The sequence below is a fragment of the Neobacillus sp. NPDC093182 genome (assembly GCF_044754045.1).
The window spans coordinates 165,568-182,137 of record NZ_JBIVOI010000006.1 but is presented as its reverse complement, the minus strand read 5'-3'; the positions used below and the strand labels follow the sequence as shown (position 1 = coordinate 182,137).

Below are 16,570 nucleotides of genomic sequence, written 5' to 3'. Positions count from 1 at the left end.
CTATTTATAAAACAGCTTCGAGTTTATTCTTTGACATTTAGATACTCTAATACACCTTTTACAGCTTCTTCACCTTGGTCAATACAATCAGGAAGTCCTACGCCGCCAAAGGAGGCACTGGCTAAAAAGACACCTGGCAACTCGGATTTAACATGGTTTCTGATGGTCTCTAGACGCTGTTTATGTCCCACTGTGTATTGCGGCATGGAATCCTTCCAGCGCGAAACGACAGCAAACTCAGGCTGCATTCCAATATCCATTGTCCTGCTTAAATCATCAAGAACAATCTGAATAATTCTATCATCAGAAAGATCGACGATGGTTTCGTCGCCTGCTCTCCCTACATAACAGCGCAGCAGCACCTTTCCTTTTGGAGTAGAATGAGCCCATTTTTTATGTGTCCATGTACAAGCTGTTATGGAATAATCACCATTTCGAGAGACAACAAAGCCTGTTCCATCAATATCGTTTTTTATTGCTTCTTCAGGAAATGCCAGCGCCACCGTTGCAACAGATGTTGAGGGTACTGATTTGAAAGGGTCAAAAAAACGATAGTCCGAGAATATGGATTGTGTTATTTTATGTGGAGTTGCAGCAATAATACAATCAGCAGTCAATGTTTCACCGTTATTTAGATAAAGTTCATAGTGTTCATTTGTCTTTGTAATTTTATCGACTCTGTGCCCTTTTAATATAGAATTAGGTTCTAGTTTCGCTTCTATACCTTCAGCAAAGGACTGAAGTCCAGACTTAAAGGTTAAAAATGCACCTTTTTTCTTTTCATCAGGTTGTTGTGTTTTCGGTTTTGATGGTGTGTTTTTTTTCATGCCCAGGATGAGGCTGCGATACTTTTGTTCCACCTCATAGAATTGCGGGAAGGTCGACATTAAACTCATTTGATCAATATCACCAGCATAAATACCCGATAATAACGGTTCAATTAAATTTTCAACTACCTCATCGCCCAGCCTTCTGCGAAAAAATCCCCCTAAAGACTGGTCTGTATTTCCAGCGGATCTAGGTAAAACAAAATCGGCAGCAGCTCTAAGTTTTCCTGGTATTGAAAACAATTCCGTCGTAATAAATGGTCCTATTTCAGTTGGGATTCCCATAATGGACCCACCAGGCATCGAATAGAGCTTGTCATTTACAAGAACATAGGATTTCCCAGTAGAATTAGATACCAGCTGCTCCTCCATCCCTACTTCCTTAGCTAGTCTAATCATGCTGGTTTTTCTTGCTAAGAAGGAATCGGGACCTCTTTCAATGGTGAAACCGTCTCTTATAACGGTTTGCATTTTACCTCCGAGACGTTGTGAAGCTTCGATCAGTTTGATTTCAAGAGGCAGCTTTTTATTGGTAATAATTTTTTGAAGGTAGAATGCCGCAGTAAGGCCCGCAATTCCGCCCCCAATAATGGCTACCTTCTTTTTTTCTTCCGTCACGGATGTCACCCTTCTTTCTTTATTCTGATTGCTGTCAGTTGGCTAATCTTTTTAAAATTACCGCTGCCATTGCTTCAATTAGATCATCATGTGCGTTCGGCATTTCAGGACGATAGTATTTCGCTCCTGCTTCCTCGGCTGCTATTCTACACTCGTAATCGTTATCATAGAGGACTTCCAAGTGTTCGCATACAAAGCCAACCGGCGCGTAAACAAATGCTTTATAAGGATGTTCTTTTGCCAAGTCCCGAGTTAGATCCTGCACGTCTGGCCCTAACCATGGATCAGGTGTGTTCCCCGCACTTTGCCATCCAATCGCATAGTTAGTAATTCCAGCTTGTTTTGCAATGAGATCCGCGGTTTCCTGGAGCTGACTTGGATAAGGATCACCAAACTGTAGTATTTTCTCTGGAAGACTATGGGCTGAAACAATCATCATAGCGTCATTTTTTTCCTCTTGAGGCATCTGATCATATATTCCTTTAATTTTATCTGCCCAGTAGTTAATGAATTTGGGTTCATCATACCAGCTGTCAACTGAAGTGATTGAAATGCCTCCAAGTTTTTCTGCTTCTTCATTTGCCCTGTTATTATAGGACTTAATACTAAAAGTTGAATAATGAGGCGCCAAGACAATACTAACAGCCTCTTTAATTCCATCTGAATGCATTTCCTTAACAGCGTCCTCGATAAATGGTTCTATATGTTTTAAACCTAGATACATTTTAAATTGTATTTCATCTTGAACCTGATTAAGGTGTTCTTCCAGTTTTTTTGCCTGCTCCATTGTAATCTTAGCTAACGGTGAAATTCCGCCAATTGCTTCATAGCGATTCCTTAACTCTTCAATCATTTCTGGAGTAGGCTTTCTTCCATGCCGAATATGTGTATAGTAACGTTCCAAGTCATCTAAATGATATGGGGTTCCGTATGCCATTACGAGTAATCCCATTTTCTTTTTCGTCATCATCCGCACCTCATTTTTATGTCTTGCTGCTTTATCCAAAATATAGGACTTTATCCTAAAATAATAGCTTGTATCAGGATTTAGAGGGCCTCTAATTGTTTAGGGCCCTCTTTTTTCATGCATATTATATTGTGCCAAAAAAACACTTATCTTACCAATATTAACACTCGAGAATAGTAGCTATCTGCTTAGTTTTGATGCAGAATACTCATGAACAAATGAGGTTAATTTTTTCAACGTTGCCGGGTTTACCGATGGGAATACACCATGGCCAAGGTTAAAGATATAACCGCCTTGAGCCATCCCTTGATCTAAAATAGCTTTGGCCCTTTCTTCAATCACTTCCCAAGGTGATAACAGGATGGCTGGATCAAGATTACCCTGAACGGTTTTATGAATACCCATTTCTCTTGCTTGTTGAATCGGCAAACGCCAGTCCAAACCAACTACATCAAGCGGAAGGTCATTCCACTCTAAGGCAAGATGACTCGCACCTACTCCAAACATAATCAGGGGAACATTCTCTTCTTTCAATTCCGTAAAAATTCTATTCATGACTGGCTTAATAAAATAGCGATAGTCCTCAACATTCAAAGCCCCAACCCAAGAATCAAAGATTTGGATCGCCTTAGCTCCGGCCGTAATTTGTGATTTCACATATGTAATGATCATATCAGCAAGTTTTTCCATTAGCGCGAACCATGCTTTCGGTTCAGAGTACATGAATGCTTTTGTCTTATTATAGTTTTTCGAAGGTCCGCCTTCAATCATGTAACTTGCGAGTGTAAAGGGAGCCCCTGAAAATCCAATTAACGGTACTGACAATTGTTCTTGGGTTAATAATTTAACCGTGTCTAATACGTACGGTACGTCCTCTTCAGGATGAATTTCACCAAGTTTTTCAACATCTGCTAATGATGTGATGGGATTGTCAATGACAGGACCAATCCCAGATTTTATTTCAACCTGCATACCAATCGCTGGCAGCGGTGTCATGATATCCTTATAAAGAATAGCCGCGTCAACATTATACTGCTCTACTGGAAGGCGGGTTACATACGCACATAGCTCAGGCTGGTGAGTAATTTCAAACAATGAGTACTTTTCTTTGATTTCTCTGTACTCGGGCTGTGAACGTCCTGCCTGCCTCATGTACCAGACTGGCACGTGATCTGTCTTTTCTCCTCTTGCTGCTTTTAAAAATGTATCGTTGATTTGCTTCGTCATGTAAATAAATCCACCTTTCAAAAGACATGTCTCGTTATATTTTAATATATGTGGCAACAAATTAAAAACTTTATAGCGTACATAGCACTGTTTTCACTATATCGATTATTCCTATTTGTGTATAGGTTACGATGAAAAGTGTCAAAAAAAAGTCGTTTTTAACCTTATTATTTATTCAAATCCCTTTCACCACTTTCAAGTAGATTCATATCCTGTATTACATCCAGAGGGCGAATACCTATATTCCTCCCCCCCTACGATGATAATGAAAGGAGGTCATTGTATGCTTGTCGAGCTTTCAGCTCTCCATTGGATATACGTTGTTTTTATTGCTCTTATTATCGGATTTATGGTCAAACGAAGAGATACCACCCTTATTTGTATCCTCGGGATATTCCTTATTGCGATTACTGCAACGGGCTCCTTAAGCAGTTCCGTCAGCAGTATCTTCAACAGTTTTATTTATGCGATTACAGAGTTGTTATCAACCATCTTAGTCATATCTATTATTGTGGCAATGAGCAAAACCTTAACTTCTACCGGAATAAACGATGTGATGATTTCACCTTTTACAAAATTAATTCGTAACCCTGCACTCGCCTATTGGACCATTGGTATCTTAATGATGGTTATTTCCTGGTTTTTCTGGCCGTCCCCAGCTGTGGCTCTCTTAGGAGCCGTGCTGCTTCCTGTTGCCTTACGAGCAGGACTTCCAGCTTTGGGTGTTGCAATGGCAATGAACTTGTTTGGGCATGGTATAGCTTTATCAGGGGACTTTGTCATTCAGGCTGCTCCGAAATTAACATCTGATGCAGCTGGAATTCCAATCGGTGATGTCATCAGTGCCAGTATACCATTAGTATTTGTAATGGGGATTGTGACCACTATTGCTGCCTTCTATTTTCTTAAAAGAGATATGAAAAATGGCGTCTTACAGCCAACTCCATATGTACCTATGGAGTCAACCGAAGAAACAACATCCGAGAAAAACCTCCTCACTATTGGCCAAAAGCGATTCTTCGCGATTCTTGTTCCGATTTTATTTACCATCGACGTTGCCGGTATGTTTATCCTTAACCTAACTGGGGGCGACGCAACTGCATTAGTTGGCGGGACATCGATATTTATCCTCCTCCTTATTACCATGGCCAGCCATAAAAACAAGGGTCTTGAAAAAACAACTAGCTATTTAATTGAAGGTTTTACTTTCGGGTTTAAGGTTTTTGGTCCGGTGATTCCAATCGCTGCCTTTTTCTATTTAGGTGATGCTGGGTTTGGAAAGATTATCGGTGACTTTTTACCAGATGGTTCTCAAGGTATTGTCAATGACCTTGGTATTGCGTTAGCCAATATTGTTCCATTGAGCAAGGTGGTCGGAGCAGTAACACTTACCACTGTAGGAGCGATTACGGGTTTGGATGGCTCTGGATTTTCAGGAATATCACTCGCAGGTTCAGTCGCGGGCTTGTTTGCAGTTGCAATTGGTAAAGGTGTGGCCACTTTAACTGCCCTTGGCCAAATTGCTGCCATCTGGGTAGGCGGCGGAACATTAGTACCTTGGGCGTTAATCCCTGCAGCCGCTATTTGTAACGTTGACCCATTTGAATTAGCAAGGAGGAATCTGCTTCCTGTAGTAATCGGTCTAGCAGTTACAACGATCGTCGCAATGTTTCTAATATAAAAAAGAGGCTGCGGCCTCTTTTTTATGATTACTTTTTCAGTTTCTTTTTAAAGAAATTGTAAATATATATGGATGGAAGCACCCATATATAGCCAAAGGCAAAGCCTCCAATGACATCTGTAGGGTAATGGACTTGAAGAATGATGCGGCTGGCTCCAATTAATAACAGCAGCAGAACGGCAAAGATGATAACCAACCTTCTCGCTGCTGCTGATTTGATATCCTCCAGCATAAGATAGGCAATAAAATAGTAGAAAATTAATCCAACCATTGCATGTCCGCTTGGAAAACTTAAGCTATCCACATGTGCCAGATGGTCAAGCTCTGGTCTTTGGCGTGCAATCAGGTCCTTGAGAAGTTTATTAACTTCATTTCCTAGAGCAACACTCAAAGCAATGGCCGCAGCACCTAAAAGATTTCTTTTTATTAGCAATAACCAGCCTAAAACAATCAGGGCAACAATGCCAATCCCCTTCTTATCCCCTAGGTCCGTTAGAATAAGAAAAAACGGGTTAAACGTATCCGGTACATAAGCGAATAAGTCCGCTAGTTTTTCATCCAGCCAAAAAGTTTGTTTAGCAGCTACTTTGATAGAAATATAGATTGCTATTAAAATAGAAAAACCTAAAATTAAGTATGTAGAAGTATTCCTTTTATTTACCATCTGCTTAATGATCCTTTCTCTATCTAAACACTATAAAATTATAAATAAAACTTACTTTTAAATCTACATAATAGTGTAAAAGTGTTAAAATAGTTTGAAAATAGGATAAAAATCTTTGGTGTTTGGAGGATTTCACACATGTTAAAGCAATTGTTTTCAAAATTAGATGATTACTATGAAGATATGGTCACAATACGCAGGTTTATGCACCAGCATCCAGAATTGTCCTTTCAAGAATATAACACAGCCCAATATATAAAGGAATTTTATGAAAAACTTGGGATAGAAGTAAAAGGAAATATTGGAGGAAATGGTGTTGTAGCCAAAGTTTACGGTAAAAAGCCAGGGAAAACGGTCGCATTAAGGGCAGATTTCGATGCGTTACCTATTCATGATGAAAAAGATGTACCTTATAAATCCTTAGTTCCTGGTGTGATGCATGCCTGTGGTCATGATGGACATACTGCCACTCTTCTTGTCCTTGCAAAGGTACTAAATGAATTGAAGGCTGACCTTGAGGGAAACTATGTCTTTATTCATCAGCATGCTGAAGAATACGCACCCGGAGGAGCCATTACCATGATTGAGGATGGCTGCTTAGAAGGTGTTGATGTGATATTTGGAACTCATTTATGGGCCAGTGAACCGACCGGTACCATCCAATATCGAACCGGTCCAATCATGGCGGCAGCTGATCGTTTTGAAATTGAGATTCAGGGCAAAGGCGGTCATGGTGCACAGCCGCATAAGACCAAGGATGCGATTGTCACCGCTTCCCAGTTAGTTATAAATCTGCAGCAAATTGTCAGCAGGAAAGTGAATCCAGTTGAGTCTGCGGTTGTGACAGTGGGCTCCTTTATGTCTGAAAATGCGTTTAACATAATCGCAGATAAAGCAAAGCTTATTGGGACAGTCCGTACCTTTAGTGATGATGTCCGCCAATACATTGAGGAAGAAATGGAAAGAATTATTCAGGGCACATGCCACATGTCTGGCAGCACCTATAAATTTTTATATGAGAGAGGTTATCCTGCAGTAGTGAATCATGCTAAAGAAACAGAGTTTCTCGTTGCTGCGGCAAGGGAAGTTCCTGAGGTAACGACCATTGAAGAATCTGAGCCGCAAATGGGAGGAGAAGATTTTTCCTATTACTTAAAGGAAGTACCCGGAACCTTCTTTTTCACAGGTGCAAAACCCCCAGGTGTAAACCCAGGCTTTCCACACCACCACCCAAAGTTTGATATTGATGAGAACGCCATGTTAATAGCCGCAAAAACGCTCGGGACAGCTGCACTAAAAATACACAGCTCTAAATAAACTGATCCCCTGAACTGTTTAAAGTTCAGGGGCTTTTGTTAGGATTCTTAACCTATATGCGTTCATCGCCGTTTCTCCCAAGTGTTTGAGCAGATTGTTATTGGCATACGCACCTACAAACGCACCAATTCCAGGAACTAACTGGAACATCTTAACAAGATCGATATAATCTCTATATTCCTGTTGAAATTTACGCCAGTCCATTTCAACGAGCTCTTGCTTTCTCGCATCCCAGTTTTCAATTTCAGCTAACGTTTCACGGCGGATATCATCACTTGAAAACGCAAGCTGGAATATATGAAGAATAAATAGCCGCTCTTCAAATTCTTTCGTGTTAAATCCATAAATGGCTGCCGCTTCAAAAAGAAATTTCATCTTGATGGAAAGAAGTAAAGGAAAATCTGCCAGCCCTAGAAGGATTCCTCCAGCACCTGTTCCTGCACCTTCGACCAATGCCGTTTTTTGGAAGATTGCCGTCTTTTTCCTCATTAATTCATCACGTTCTTCGAGTGTCAGGCCGGCAGCTTGGTTTTTGCTGGTCGTAAGCTGGGATCCAAATAAGGTGGTTTTAACCATTCCCTTTATGCTTTCTGTCATGACTTCGTGAACCTTTTCAGGAATCATTTCATTTATTTTCCCTTGCGCTTTTTTTGAAATTCGATTCATCATTCCTGAACGTCTGGTTAATTTTCTTTTCCAGTCGACCACTTCACCATATGCCTTCAGCTCATATTCATTCATGCTCCCACTCCCCTCAGCAAAAAGATATTAGGTTTGTTTCTAATCCATTCATGCTTTTAGTCTATTCTTACTATAAACTTTTACAAATAAAACACTAAACAGCAGTCCAGAGAGGAGGATTAATAAGGAAAACATCCATTGTCCTTTAAACAAAATAACGACTGTAAATATGGAGGATTGAATGATCAGAATCCTCATAAGCAGGGAATGAAAAGCAGTTGTTTTATGGTTATGAGATACTGGATACAAATCAATCCAAAGCTTGTTTTGGTGATGATTCCATAATGGAAGAAGCTGGAATCCGGTTAAATAGATAAATAAGAGAGACAGCACGATTTGCCCTGCCCCGAAGGAAATAAAATACAATGCTAATGCACCTATCACCGTTAAGCGAATAAAAAGACCTAAATAATCGGAAGATCTCAAGAATGTTCTTGCAAATAAATAATCATAGGTTTTTTCTTGTGAAAAGGAAATCCCATTAATAAACCAGTCCAGCCATTTTCTTCTTTTTACCGTATCTTTTAATTTTGGTACATCTGTGAATAAATTGGCCAGCCGGTAAAATGACGCCATTCGCTTTTCTTCCTGAGCAATAAGCAAATCCCATTTTAAGCCCATCTTTTCCGTCCTGACAGAGAAGGAGCGGTAATAAGACGCCATAATCAAAGCAAATATCAATAAAAAGACGAAATGTGCGTTGTTAAAAAGCAAAAAGGTAAATAACACATTAATGAAATAACGGACGAACATGTCCCAAGTATAAACGGATGGCTGTACATAATAGTGGATTTTCCAGTTTACAGCAATATTCCATCCTTTAATGACCAGCAGAATCAATAGGAAAATAAAAAATGATTGAAATCCGTTTGCGCTGACATGTGCATACATTGGCATGACTATAGCTAAAACCATTAATAAAATGTATCCCTGAAAAACTAAACTAAGCAGCCCTGAACGTAAAAAATAACCTTTTAAACGGGTTTCAAGCGGAATTAAAAACACATGATCCGCTTCGAATAAAAAAGTATATACAGGGCTATGAGTTAAAAATAAACCTAAAATAACAGCAATTATTATCTCCGCAGGAAAATCCTGAGACAATGAGCTTATCCAATTTTGATAATAAAAGGCAGCCGTTCCTATTAAAAAAAGCAGAACAACGACAAGGTGACCATTAAGAATATATCGAAGATAAACACCAAATTCTTTTAAACGGTGGACAGATCTGTCCTTCCATAGCTTTTTCTCATCAAACATAATTTTCTTCCTTTGTTAATTGGATATATAGATCATCTAAAGAAGCTCCAGGCATTGAAAACTGTTCTCTCAATTCAATAAGAGTACCTTTTGCACGAACTTTCCCTTCATGGAGAATGACGAATCTGTCACAGTACTTCTCTGCAGTCGTAAGAATATGGGTCGACATTAATATTCCTGCCCCGTTCTCTTTCATCTTTTTCATTAGGTCAAGCAGTGATTGAATACCAAGCGGGTCAAGACCAACAAATGGTTCATCAACAATATAAAGGGAAGGCTGTACCAAAAAAGCGCACATAATCATTACCTTTTGTTTCATTCCTTTAGAAAAATGAGCAGGAAACCATTTCAGTCTTTTTTCCATCCGAAATTCAGTTAATAACTTCCCAATTCGTGTTTTATATGTAGACTCATCTAATCCGTATGCCATAGCTGTTAATCGTAAATGTTCTTCAAGGGTGAGTTCTTCGTATAGTACCGGTGTTTCCGGAACAAAGGTGAACATCTTTCGATAAGTTTCCTTATCTTCCGTAATGGAACGTCCGTTTATTTTCACTGTGCCGCTATGCGGCTCCATTAACCCGATAATGTGTTTAATCGTTGTACTCTTGCCGGCACCATTTAGGCCGATTAATCCAACCAATTCTTTTTGATTAACTTCAAAGGATACTTCTTTTAGGACTGGATTTCTTGTATATCCTCCTGTAAGGCTTTCAATCGATAATAAAGACATATGCTACGTCCTTCCTATTGCATGATTACCTTCATTTTACCAAATCACTATGGATAAAAATAGGAATTCAAATTTTTGATTTCATTTTTGTATATTTCAAATCAAAACGGACATCATAATATTCGAAGGGGAAACACCTACTCGATGAAGTGATTCATCAAAATTTGAAATGAGGTGTCTGTCAAAGACATTTAACTTTTCAAACATGCAGCTTCTAAACGTTTCAAATAAGGGGATGGTTGTTTTGCACAAGTTGCTTTGTAACCATTTAGAGTTCATTTAACACCAGCTATTTATCAAAAAAATAAATGAGGTGTTTACGGCAGATTATCATCCGTTTTTATAAGTTGATGAAACTATAAAAACAACATAGGGGATGGTCAGCTTGAACAATAGTTACGGTTTATAAAAACACTAAATTGTCAAATGAGGTGTTTATCAAACGTAATTCCTGATGAACGTATAATATGAAGCAATTCCCCTTCGAGAGGGCAGGATTCCATGCGGATCCTGTCTCTTTCTTTTTTTATTGCTAAAACATATGGTAAAATACGGATATAAAAACCAATAAAGGGGTTGTGCAGTAAATGAGTGATTGTATCTTTTGTAAAATTGTTAATGGTGATATCCCAGCAGCAAAAGTGTATGAAAATGAACATGTTTTAGCCTTTCTTGATATTAGTCAGGTAACAAAAGGCCATACATTGGTCATCCCTAAAGTACATAAAGGAAATTTGTTTGAATTGACTCCTGAAACGTCTAAAAACCTTTTCGAATCTGTACCTGAAATTGCAAATGCACTAAAAAAGGAATTTAGCCCGCTCGGATTAAACCTGGTTAATAATAATGGGGAACATGCAGGGCAAACCGTTTTTCATTTCCATGTTCATTTAATTCCACGCTATGGTAAAGGTGACGGATTTGGCGCTGTTTGGAAAAGCAATACAAGCGATTATACACAACAGACACTGCAAGAGATGGCAGCGAATATTAATAAGCATTTCTAACGAGAGAACAAATTATCTGAAAATTATATCTTTATTATTTTTATATACCTGTGATATAATGATAACAAGTTTTTCGCTGTAGGCATTTAGCGCACTACAGGAGGAACAAATAGCTAAGTTTAGCAGAGGAGAGATGAGAAATGAATACAAAGAATCTAGTAGTCCTATCACTTTTGGCGGGAATTGGGGTAGTTTTGCATACGGTGATGCCAGCCTTCCTAACCATTAAACCAGATATGATGCTGGCAATGATGTTCTTGGGAATTATTCTTATTCCAGAAATTAAAAGTGTTATGTTATTGTCTATTGTGACCGGAGGACTATCCGCACTCACCACAGGTTTTCCTGGCGGTCAACTCCCAAATATCATTGATAAGCCCATCACTGCTTTAGTCTTTTTTGGTTTATTTTTGGCTTTAAAGCAATACCGTAACTCCATTATTAGTGTTGCCGTCTTAACTGCAATTGGGACATTAGTTTCAGGATCTGTCTTTTTGGGAGCAGCTTATTACATTGTAGGCTTACCAAGTTCTTTTACAGCTTTATTTGCTGCTGGTGTTTTACCTGCAATTGCACTGAACACAATTATTATGGTTATTTTGTATCCAGTTGCACTTTCAGTTGCAAAAAGAACAAAGACATCATCTATCGTCATTTCAAAATAACACAAAAGAAAAGAACCTCAGCAAGGTTCTTTTCTTTCTATAAACATCAAATAAATGATTAAAAGCTTGATAAAATAATCGTCAAAAGCAAAAATATTGCTCCACCGCCTGCTAACGCTGCAGCCCGCTTTTTTAAAACTTGTTTAGGCGGATAAAATCCCGGTCTTTTTAGAGCTAGAGCATTCCAAATAGCACCGACAAATAGCAATATACTTAGCAAAAAAAGGATCGATGTTACACTTTTCATATAATACCCCCTATTGAAGACCAAGAGTTGATACTATCATTAATATGATTTGCTGTCCTTCCCTATGTAGAATATTCAAAAGGTTGGCATTATTTAGAGAAAAAACGTAAAATAAAGAAGAACTTTTTTCTCAGAATTGTACTAAAAATAAAAAAAAATAAATTTCAAGTCAAAAAAAACGTAATTTCTAAAAATTTTGTGAATTTACATCTTTATTAATTTTTATTTTATTGGCATAATGTTAATAGAGAAATAAAAAAGTAGGTGAAATTGGGGATGTCGGAGAAACAGTATTCAATGAAAGAAGCGATGCTATTTAGCCAAAGGATTGCACAATTAAGTAAAGCCCTATGGAAATCAATTGAGAAGGATTGGCAGCAATGGTTAAAACCTTTTGATTTAAATATTAATGAGCATCATATCCTTTGGATTGCATACCATTTAAATGGTGCATCTATTTCGGATGTAGCAAAATTTGGTGTTATGCATGTCTCAACAGCGTTCAATTTTTCAAAAAAGTTAGAAGAAAGAGGATTGCTTACATTTTCAAAGAAAGAAAATGATAAACGAAATACGTATATTCAGCTCACCCCAGAAGGTGAAGAGATCTTTCTTCGTTTAATGGAATCCTATCACCCCAGTGGCAATGCTGCATTTGTTGGTGCCCTGCCATTAAGAGATTTATATGGGAAGTTTCCCGATATTATTGAAATGATGGCGATTGTTCGAAATATATATGGTGAAGATTTTATGGAAATCTTTGAACGATCTTTCCATAATATTGAGACTGAATTTAACGAAAATGATGGAAAGCTTAAGAAGACAGAAAAAACAGAACAAGAACTCTCTTAAAGACATTTAGCAAACTCTGTAAAAAGAGGTTCGAATAGGTGCTGCTTTAAACAGGCACGAACGACTTCCTTCGCGTTAAGTTTTTCCGGTAAAGAATATAGAAACTCACTGAAAAGCGGATGAAAATTAATAAACCCTTCCGCTTTTTGTTCTTCCATTTTTATGTTCAAATTCTTACATAGCAGGTTGAATGCCTCTACTTCATGTTCTGATATCCCATTCTCGATGACCAATCTATAGAATTCAAGATTCGGGGCAGTCAGCATTTTTAAAAGTAACTTTTGGTGGTAATCTAGAAGATTCACACGGGCTTGTAATTCAACGTAATTATCCATTGAGTTCGACCTCCGGTCACTGCTTTACATTCCTACGTTCATTATTTACCTTTTTCAGTCCGAAATAAACCTATTCTTGAATGAGATCAGATAATAATCTTTTCAGTGTTTTTATTTCATTTTATTTCCTACTTTTCTACCATTCCTTTTAACTATCTTTTTTTGTAAATTTTTGATACTGTATTAACATATCATGAACATCAGGGAGGGAATCGATGATGATCTCCATTTTTATTGTTTTGGCCATTTTTATTTTGTTCTACGTTAATAAAATGACCAATTCCCTTTGTATTCAAAAGGATATTCCGGAAGAACGTCAGCATAAAGTATTTCGCACAATAAATGTACTTGTCACAATATTATTGATTTCGTCCTATGTGGAAATTCTGTATACATAGGTTTACTTTATGTAATGTACCAATGTTAGAGAAAAATAAGAAGCGATGAGAAAATTCTCATCGCTTTTAATTTGTTTTCAGATTATAACCAAGAAGCCCCAATAATTATTAACAGGATGAAAAGGACAACGATTAACGCAAATCCTCCACCGTGGAATCCAGTTCCAGACACACAATTCTCCCCTTTCTTAAATGGTAAAGCTGTTGTCTGCATCAGGTGTTACCCTTATATTAAAACCAAGATGCTCCAACAATAATCAATAGAATGAATAGGACTACAATCAATGCAAATCCTGCTCCGTATCCGTGTCCACCACTCATCGTAATACCTCCTTTATTATTTACTACGATATACTATTCAAGCTGTACTCATTTCGACTAGGCGCTTACCTTATTTTCTTAGGAAAAAGTCCACATTTTTCTAATTGGGTATTTATCCATAGAAAACATGACTTTTAGCAGATGGGCACTTGAATAGATTTCTTTTTTGTTACATGTTATCGTATGTACGAATTCTCGGGTTCGCAATGGGTAAATGCCCAAAATTCAGAAAACAAATACAGGAAATATTTTTGCAGCGGTTACCATTTATGTTATAGTATAGTTTGTGGACAAAAACCCACAAGAATTTACTGTTTAGGAGAGGTTCCTCATGAAAAAATGGATGTTAGCCCTTACATTAGCTGGCGGGGTTATTGCCTTAAGTGCGTGTAATCAGAGCGGCGGTTCTACTGTGGCAGAGAGCAATGCAGGAGATATTACACAGGATGAACTTTATGAAGCAATGAAGGAAAAGGTGGGAGCACAAGCATTACAACAGCTTGTCTATGAAAAAGTCCTATCTGAGAAATACGAAGTAACGGACAAAGAATTAGATGCAAAAGTTGATGAATTAAAAGAGCAGCTTGGAGACAACTTTGAAGCGGCGCTGGCACAATACGGCTACGCAGATGAAGAAGACTTTAAAGAAACGATGAAACTTGGTATGATGCAGGAAAAAGCTGCCATGAAGTCTATAAAAGTAACTGAAAAAGAAGTAAAGGAATACTACGACAACTACAAGCCTGAAATTAAGGCTCGTCATATTCTCGTTGCGGATGAAAAAACGGCATTAGAAGTGAAGCAAAAGCTTGACGCTGGTGAAAAATTTGAAGATGTAAGCAATACTTATTCTACTGATGAAGCGGCAAAGCAAGCTGGCGGCGACTTAGGATGGTTTGGTGCTGGAGCAATGGATCCAGACTTTGAAGCGGCTGCATATGCCCTCAAAAAGGATGAAATCAGCGGCCCAGTAAAGAGCTCATTTGGATATCATATCATCCAATTAACAGACAAAAAAGAAAAGAAGTCCTATGAAGAAATGAAAGACGAAATGGAAAAAGAATTAAAATCTTCAAAATTAACAAATGAAAAGATTAACGAAGTAATGCAAAAGGAAATTAAAGATGCAAAAGTGAAAATAAGTGATAAAGACTTAGAAAATGCACTTGATCCAGCAGCAGCTACTGCGGCACAATAAGAAAGTCAAAAAGAAGGAACTCAATACGAGTCCCTTCTTTTTTATGGCTCTTTTCCTATACTCTTTTGCTTTTTGAAACAAAATTTTATGATTGTGAAAAAGTTTCACCAGAAAGCAGTATATATTTTATAGGAAAAGAGCCTGCAAACTAAATTCAAAAGCGCAAAATAACTATTTCCACGTTAAAATCGGCTTTAGGATTTTAACAACAATGTTACGAAGACTGCCTTTTTTATTTTATTCGGCTGTTGCCCTTTCACCCTCACGGCGTTCTTTTTCTTGTTCCAGCCGTGTTAAATAGATTTCTCCCTCTTTTTCAATATTCTCCATTTCTAACATCCGTTCTTCTCTGCCCGTTTTGATTGCCATTAAAGCGCTTATTACGATACCAACCACGACTGCATATACCCAAATAGGAATAGTCATTTATTATTGCTCCCTTCGTTAGTGGTTGTCCACTTTTTTATACAACATATTCGATTTATCGCTAAATATTCATACTGAGGATAAAAAAATAACCCAGTAGATGGGTTATCTTATTTATGAAATAGCGGTTTGTAGAATGATCGGTTTTCTAAGGCAAATACACGTTCAGTAAATTCCCCAGGTTTAACTCTTTCTAAGGCACGATCGAGCATGTTCATTTTTGCGTCGAGATTATCGATATAATGGAGAATCTCTGCTTCTTTAATTAATGGCGGCTTTGGACTTCCCCACTCAGCCTTCCCGTGATGACTTAATACAAGGTGTTTTAGTATTAACACTTCCTCACCAGTTATCCCGAGTTCCTCAGCAGCTTTGCCGATTTCATTTACCATAATGGTAATATGACCTAGTAAATTGCCTTCCACTGTATATGCTGTTGAAATTGGCCCTGATAATTCAACTACTTTCCCCATATCATGCAATATCACTCCGGCATAGAGCAAGTCCTTATCAAGGCTAGGATAAAGCGCAGCAATCGACTTCGCTAGGTCAAGCATACTTACAACGTGATAGACAAGTCCTGAAACAAACTCATGATGATTTTTCGTTGCTGCAGGATACTCTAAAAAAGCATTCTGATGTTTTTTCAATAAATGGCGGGTAATTCTTTGGATATTAGGATTTTTCATATCAAAAATATATTGTGTCAGTTTACTAGTCATCTCTTCTTGGCTTAATGGTGCTGTCTCTAAAAAATCCTCCAATCTTACTGAGTCACTAGGACCTGTTCTTCGAATCTGCCGAATTTTCAGCTGGCTCTTACCACGATAATTATGGATATCCCCGATAATTTTAACGATTTTTTGCGCGGTGTAATTCTTTTCATCCTCTTCATTAGCGTCCCAAAGTTTCGCTTCTATCTCACCACTTTGATCTTGAAGGATAAGTGTTAAGAATGGCTTTCCATTGCTGGCAATCCCTTTTGCTGCACTTTTAATAAGTAAATACAGATCAACCTGTACTCCGAAATCATAATCTAGTATTCCTTTAGTCATCTGTCTCTCTCCTTCCCATTAGTACAAGTAT

The 16,570-nt window shown here is 38.0% G+C and carries 20 protein-coding genes; 7 read left to right on the top strand and 13 right to left on the bottom strand.

The window, feature by feature from the left end; all coding sequences use genetic code 11:
* Positions 1-23: 23 nt before the first annotated feature.
* From hemY to hemE, 3 genes are all read right to left on the bottom strand, one after another.
* On the bottom strand, positions 24-1,445 hold the full coding sequence (hemY, locus tag ACIQAA_RS13180) for a protoporphyrinogen oxidase (RefSeq protein ID WP_402619955.1): 1,422 nt from the start codon (positions 1,443-1,445) through the stop codon (positions 24-26).
* A gap of 34 nt (positions 1,446-1,479) precedes the next feature.
* A complete protein-coding gene (gene hemH / locus ACIQAA_RS13175; RefSeq protein ID WP_402619952.1) occupies positions 1,480-2,412 on the bottom strand; it encodes a ferrochelatase in 933 nt (310 codons plus the stop codon).
* A 180-nt stretch (positions 2,413-2,592) separates the two neighbouring features.
* Entirely contained in the window at positions 2,593-3,639 is a 1,047-nt protein-coding gene (gene hemE / locus ACIQAA_RS13170) for a uroporphyrinogen decarboxylase (protein WP_402619949.1), read from the bottom strand.
* A gap of 283 nt (positions 3,640-3,922) precedes the next feature.
* On the opposite strand from hemE, the gene ACIQAA_RS13165 reads away from it, so the two are divergent.
* A complete protein-coding gene (locus ACIQAA_RS13165; RefSeq protein ID WP_402619946.1) occupies positions 3,923-5,320 on the top strand; it encodes a hypothetical protein in 1,398 nt (465 codons plus the stop codon).
* Between the two features lie 28 nt (positions 5,321-5,348).
* On the opposite strand, the gene ACIQAA_RS13160 is transcribed toward ACIQAA_RS13165, so the two are convergent.
* Complete coding sequence (locus tag ACIQAA_RS13160; protein ID WP_402619944.1) at positions 5,349-5,984, bottom strand: phosphatase PAP2 family protein; 636 nt, start codon at positions 5,982-5,984, stop codon at positions 5,349-5,351.
* Positions 5,985-6,122: 138 nt separating this feature from the next.
* On the opposite strand from ACIQAA_RS13160, the gene ACIQAA_RS13155 reads away from it, so the two are divergent.
* Positions 6,123-7,301 (top strand): M20 family metallopeptidase, encoded by a 1,179-nt coding sequence (locus tag ACIQAA_RS13155; protein ID WP_402619941.1) that lies wholly within the window; start codon positions 6,123-6,125, stop codon positions 7,299-7,301.
* 18 nt (positions 7,302-7,319) lie between these two features.
* Here ACIQAA_RS13155 and ACIQAA_RS13150 read toward each other — a convergent pair whose 3' ends face one another.
* Genes ACIQAA_RS13150 through ACIQAA_RS13140 form a run of 3 tightly spaced genes read right to left on the bottom strand, consistent with a single transcriptional unit; the run spans position 7,320 to position 10,035 of the window.
* On the bottom strand, positions 7,320-8,042 hold the full coding sequence (locus tag ACIQAA_RS13150) for an EcsC family protein (protein WP_402619939.1): 723 nt from the start codon (positions 8,040-8,042) through the stop codon (positions 7,320-7,322).
* Between the two features lie 48 nt (positions 8,043-8,090).
* Positions 8,091-9,302, bottom strand: a complete 1,212-nt coding sequence (locus ACIQAA_RS13145; RefSeq protein ID WP_402619937.1) for an ABC transporter permease — start codon at positions 9,300-9,302, stop codon at positions 8,091-8,093.
* On the bottom strand, positions 9,295-10,035 hold the full coding sequence (locus tag ACIQAA_RS13140) for an ABC transporter ATP-binding protein (protein ID WP_402619934.1): 741 nt from the start codon (positions 10,033-10,035) through the stop codon (positions 9,295-9,297). The genes ACIQAA_RS13145 and ACIQAA_RS13140 overlap by 8 nt, the downstream gene beginning before the upstream one ends.
* A gap of 587 nt (positions 10,036-10,622) precedes the next feature.
* On the opposite strand from ACIQAA_RS13140, the gene ACIQAA_RS13135 reads away from it, so the two are divergent.
* Both ACIQAA_RS13135 and ACIQAA_RS13130 read left to right on the top strand, forming a co-directional pair.
* Positions 10,623-11,042 carry an HIT family protein gene (locus ACIQAA_RS13135; RefSeq protein ID WP_402619931.1) on the top strand — a complete coding sequence of 140 codons (420 nt, stop codon included), beginning with the start codon at positions 10,623-10,625 and terminating at the stop codon, positions 11,040-11,042.
* Positions 11,043-11,182: 140 nt separating this feature from the next.
* The gene (locus tag ACIQAA_RS13130) at positions 11,183-11,707 is read left to right on the top strand and encodes a tryptophan transporter (protein WP_402619929.1); all 525 of its coding nucleotides are present in this window, start codon (positions 11,183-11,185) and stop codon (positions 11,705-11,707) included.
* 58 nt (positions 11,708-11,765) lie between these two features.
* Here ACIQAA_RS13130 and yhzF read toward each other — a convergent pair whose 3' ends face one another.
* Positions 11,766-11,954, bottom strand: a complete 189-nt coding sequence (gene yhzF / locus ACIQAA_RS13125) for a membrane protein YhzF (protein ID WP_402619927.1) — start codon at positions 11,952-11,954, stop codon at positions 11,766-11,768.
* A 276-nt stretch (positions 11,955-12,230) separates the two neighbouring features.
* On the opposite strand from yhzF, the gene ACIQAA_RS13120 reads away from it, so the two are divergent.
* Entirely contained in the window at positions 12,231-12,806 is a 576-nt protein-coding gene (locus ACIQAA_RS13120; protein ID WP_306076365.1) for an HTH-type transcriptional regulator Hpr, read from the top strand.
* On the opposite strand, the gene ACIQAA_RS13115 is transcribed toward ACIQAA_RS13120, so the two are convergent.
* Positions 12,803-13,141 (bottom strand): DUF1878 family protein, encoded by a 339-nt coding sequence (locus ACIQAA_RS13115; protein WP_402619923.1) that lies wholly within the window; start codon positions 13,139-13,141, stop codon positions 12,803-12,805. The two genes, ACIQAA_RS13120 and ACIQAA_RS13115, sit on opposite strands and share 4 nt — an antisense overlap.
* 218 nt (positions 13,142-13,359) lie before the next feature.
* Here ACIQAA_RS13115 and ACIQAA_RS13110 point away from each other — a divergent pair, with 218 nt between their 5' ends.
* Positions 13,360-13,539, top strand: a complete 180-nt coding sequence (locus ACIQAA_RS13110; protein WP_045519871.1) for a hypothetical protein — start codon at positions 13,360-13,362, stop codon at positions 13,537-13,539.
* An 82-nt stretch (positions 13,540-13,621) separates the two neighbouring features.
* On the opposite strand, the gene ACIQAA_RS13105 is transcribed toward ACIQAA_RS13110, so the two are convergent.
* Both ACIQAA_RS13105 and ACIQAA_RS13100 read right to left on the bottom strand, forming a co-directional pair.
* On the bottom strand, positions 13,622-13,711 hold the full coding sequence (locus ACIQAA_RS13105) for a YjcZ family sporulation protein (RefSeq protein ID WP_179158486.1): 90 nt from the start codon (positions 13,709-13,711) through the stop codon (positions 13,622-13,624).
* 59 nt (positions 13,712-13,770) lie between these two features.
* On the bottom strand, positions 13,771-13,860 hold the full coding sequence (locus tag ACIQAA_RS13100; RefSeq protein ID WP_179158254.1) for a YjcZ family sporulation protein: 90 nt from the start codon (positions 13,858-13,860) through the stop codon (positions 13,771-13,773).
* Positions 13,861-14,191: 331 nt separating this feature from the next.
* Here ACIQAA_RS13100 and ACIQAA_RS13095 point away from each other — a divergent pair, with 331 nt between their 5' ends.
* Positions 14,192-15,058, top strand: coding sequence for a peptidylprolyl isomerase (locus ACIQAA_RS13095; RefSeq protein WP_402619920.1), 867 nt, complete (start codon positions 14,192-14,194; stop codon positions 15,056-15,058).
* Positions 15,059-15,295: 237 nt separating this feature from the next.
* On the opposite strand, the gene ACIQAA_RS13090 is transcribed toward ACIQAA_RS13095, so the two are convergent.
* Both ACIQAA_RS13090 and yhaM read right to left on the bottom strand, forming a co-directional pair.
* Positions 15,296-15,484 carry a sporulation YhaL family protein gene (locus tag ACIQAA_RS13090; protein WP_283864144.1) on the bottom strand — a complete coding sequence of 63 codons (189 nt, stop codon included), beginning with the start codon at positions 15,482-15,484 and terminating at the stop codon, positions 15,296-15,298.
* Between the two features lie 110 nt (positions 15,485-15,594).
* Positions 15,595-16,539, bottom strand: coding sequence for a 3'-5' exoribonuclease YhaM (gene yhaM, locus ACIQAA_RS13085; protein WP_402619916.1), 945 nt, complete (start codon positions 16,537-16,539; stop codon positions 15,595-15,597).
* Positions 16,540-16,570: the final 31 nt, after the last annotated feature.

Bases quoted from the DNA above. Each gene is read 5' to 3' on its own strand.
- ACIQAA_RS13145 (WP_402619937.1), bottom strand. From the start codon at position 9,302: ATGTTTGATGAGAAAAAGCTATGGAAGGACAGATCTGTCCACCGTTTA.
- hemH (WP_402619952.1), bottom strand. From the start codon at position 2,412: ATGACGAAAAAGAAAATGGGATTACTCGTAATGGCATACGGAACCCCA.
- yhaM (WP_402619916.1), bottom strand. From the start codon at position 16,539: ATGACTAAAGGAATACTAGATTATGATTTCGGAGTACAGGTTGATCTG.
- ACIQAA_RS13100 (WP_179158254.1), bottom strand. From the start codon at position 13,860: ATGAGTGGTGGACACGGATACGGAGCAGGATTTGCATTGATTGTAGTC.
- ACIQAA_RS13110 (WP_045519871.1), top strand. From the start codon at position 13,360: ATGATCTCCATTTTTATTGTTTTGGCCATTTTTATTTTGTTCTACGTT.
- ACIQAA_RS13150 (WP_402619939.1), bottom strand. From the start codon at position 8,042: ATGAATGAATATGAGCTGAAGGCATATGGTGAAGTGGTCGACTGGAAA.
- yhzF (WP_402619927.1), bottom strand. From the start codon at position 11,954: ATGAAAAGTGTAACATCGATCCTTTTTTTGCTAAGTATATTGCTATTT.
- ACIQAA_RS13155 (WP_402619941.1), top strand. From the start codon at position 6,123: ATGTTAAAGCAATTGTTTTCAAAATTAGATGATTACTATGAAGATATG.
- ACIQAA_RS13130 (WP_402619929.1), top strand. From the start codon at position 11,183: ATGAATACAAAGAATCTAGTAGTCCTATCACTTTTGGCGGGAATTGGG.
- ACIQAA_RS13165 (WP_402619946.1), top strand. From the start codon at position 3,923: ATGCTTGTCGAGCTTTCAGCTCTCCATTGGATATACGTTGTTTTTATT.
- ACIQAA_RS13120 (WP_306076365.1), top strand. From the start codon at position 12,231: ATGTCGGAGAAACAGTATTCAATGAAAGAAGCGATGCTATTTAGCCAA.
- ACIQAA_RS13160 (WP_402619944.1), bottom strand. From the start codon at position 5,984: ATGGTAAATAAAAGGAATACTTCTACATACTTAATTTTAGGTTTTTCT.
- ACIQAA_RS13090 (WP_283864144.1), bottom strand. From the start codon at position 15,484: ATGACTATTCCTATTTGGGTATATGCAGTCGTGGTTGGTATCGTAATA.
- hemE (WP_402619949.1), bottom strand. From the start codon at position 3,639: ATGACGAAGCAAATCAACGATACATTTTTAAAAGCAGCAAGAGGAGAA.
- ACIQAA_RS13115 (WP_402619923.1), bottom strand. From the start codon at position 13,141: ATGGATAATTACGTTGAATTACAAGCCCGTGTGAATCTTCTAGATTAC.
- ACIQAA_RS13140 (WP_402619934.1), bottom strand. From the start codon at position 10,035: ATGTCTTTATTATCGATTGAAAGCCTTACAGGAGGATATACAAGAAAT.
- ACIQAA_RS13135 (WP_402619931.1), top strand. From the start codon at position 10,623: ATGAGTGATTGTATCTTTTGTAAAATTGTTAATGGTGATATCCCAGCA.
- ACIQAA_RS13095 (WP_402619920.1), top strand. From the start codon at position 14,192: ATGAAAAAATGGATGTTAGCCCTTACATTAGCTGGCGGGGTTATTGCC.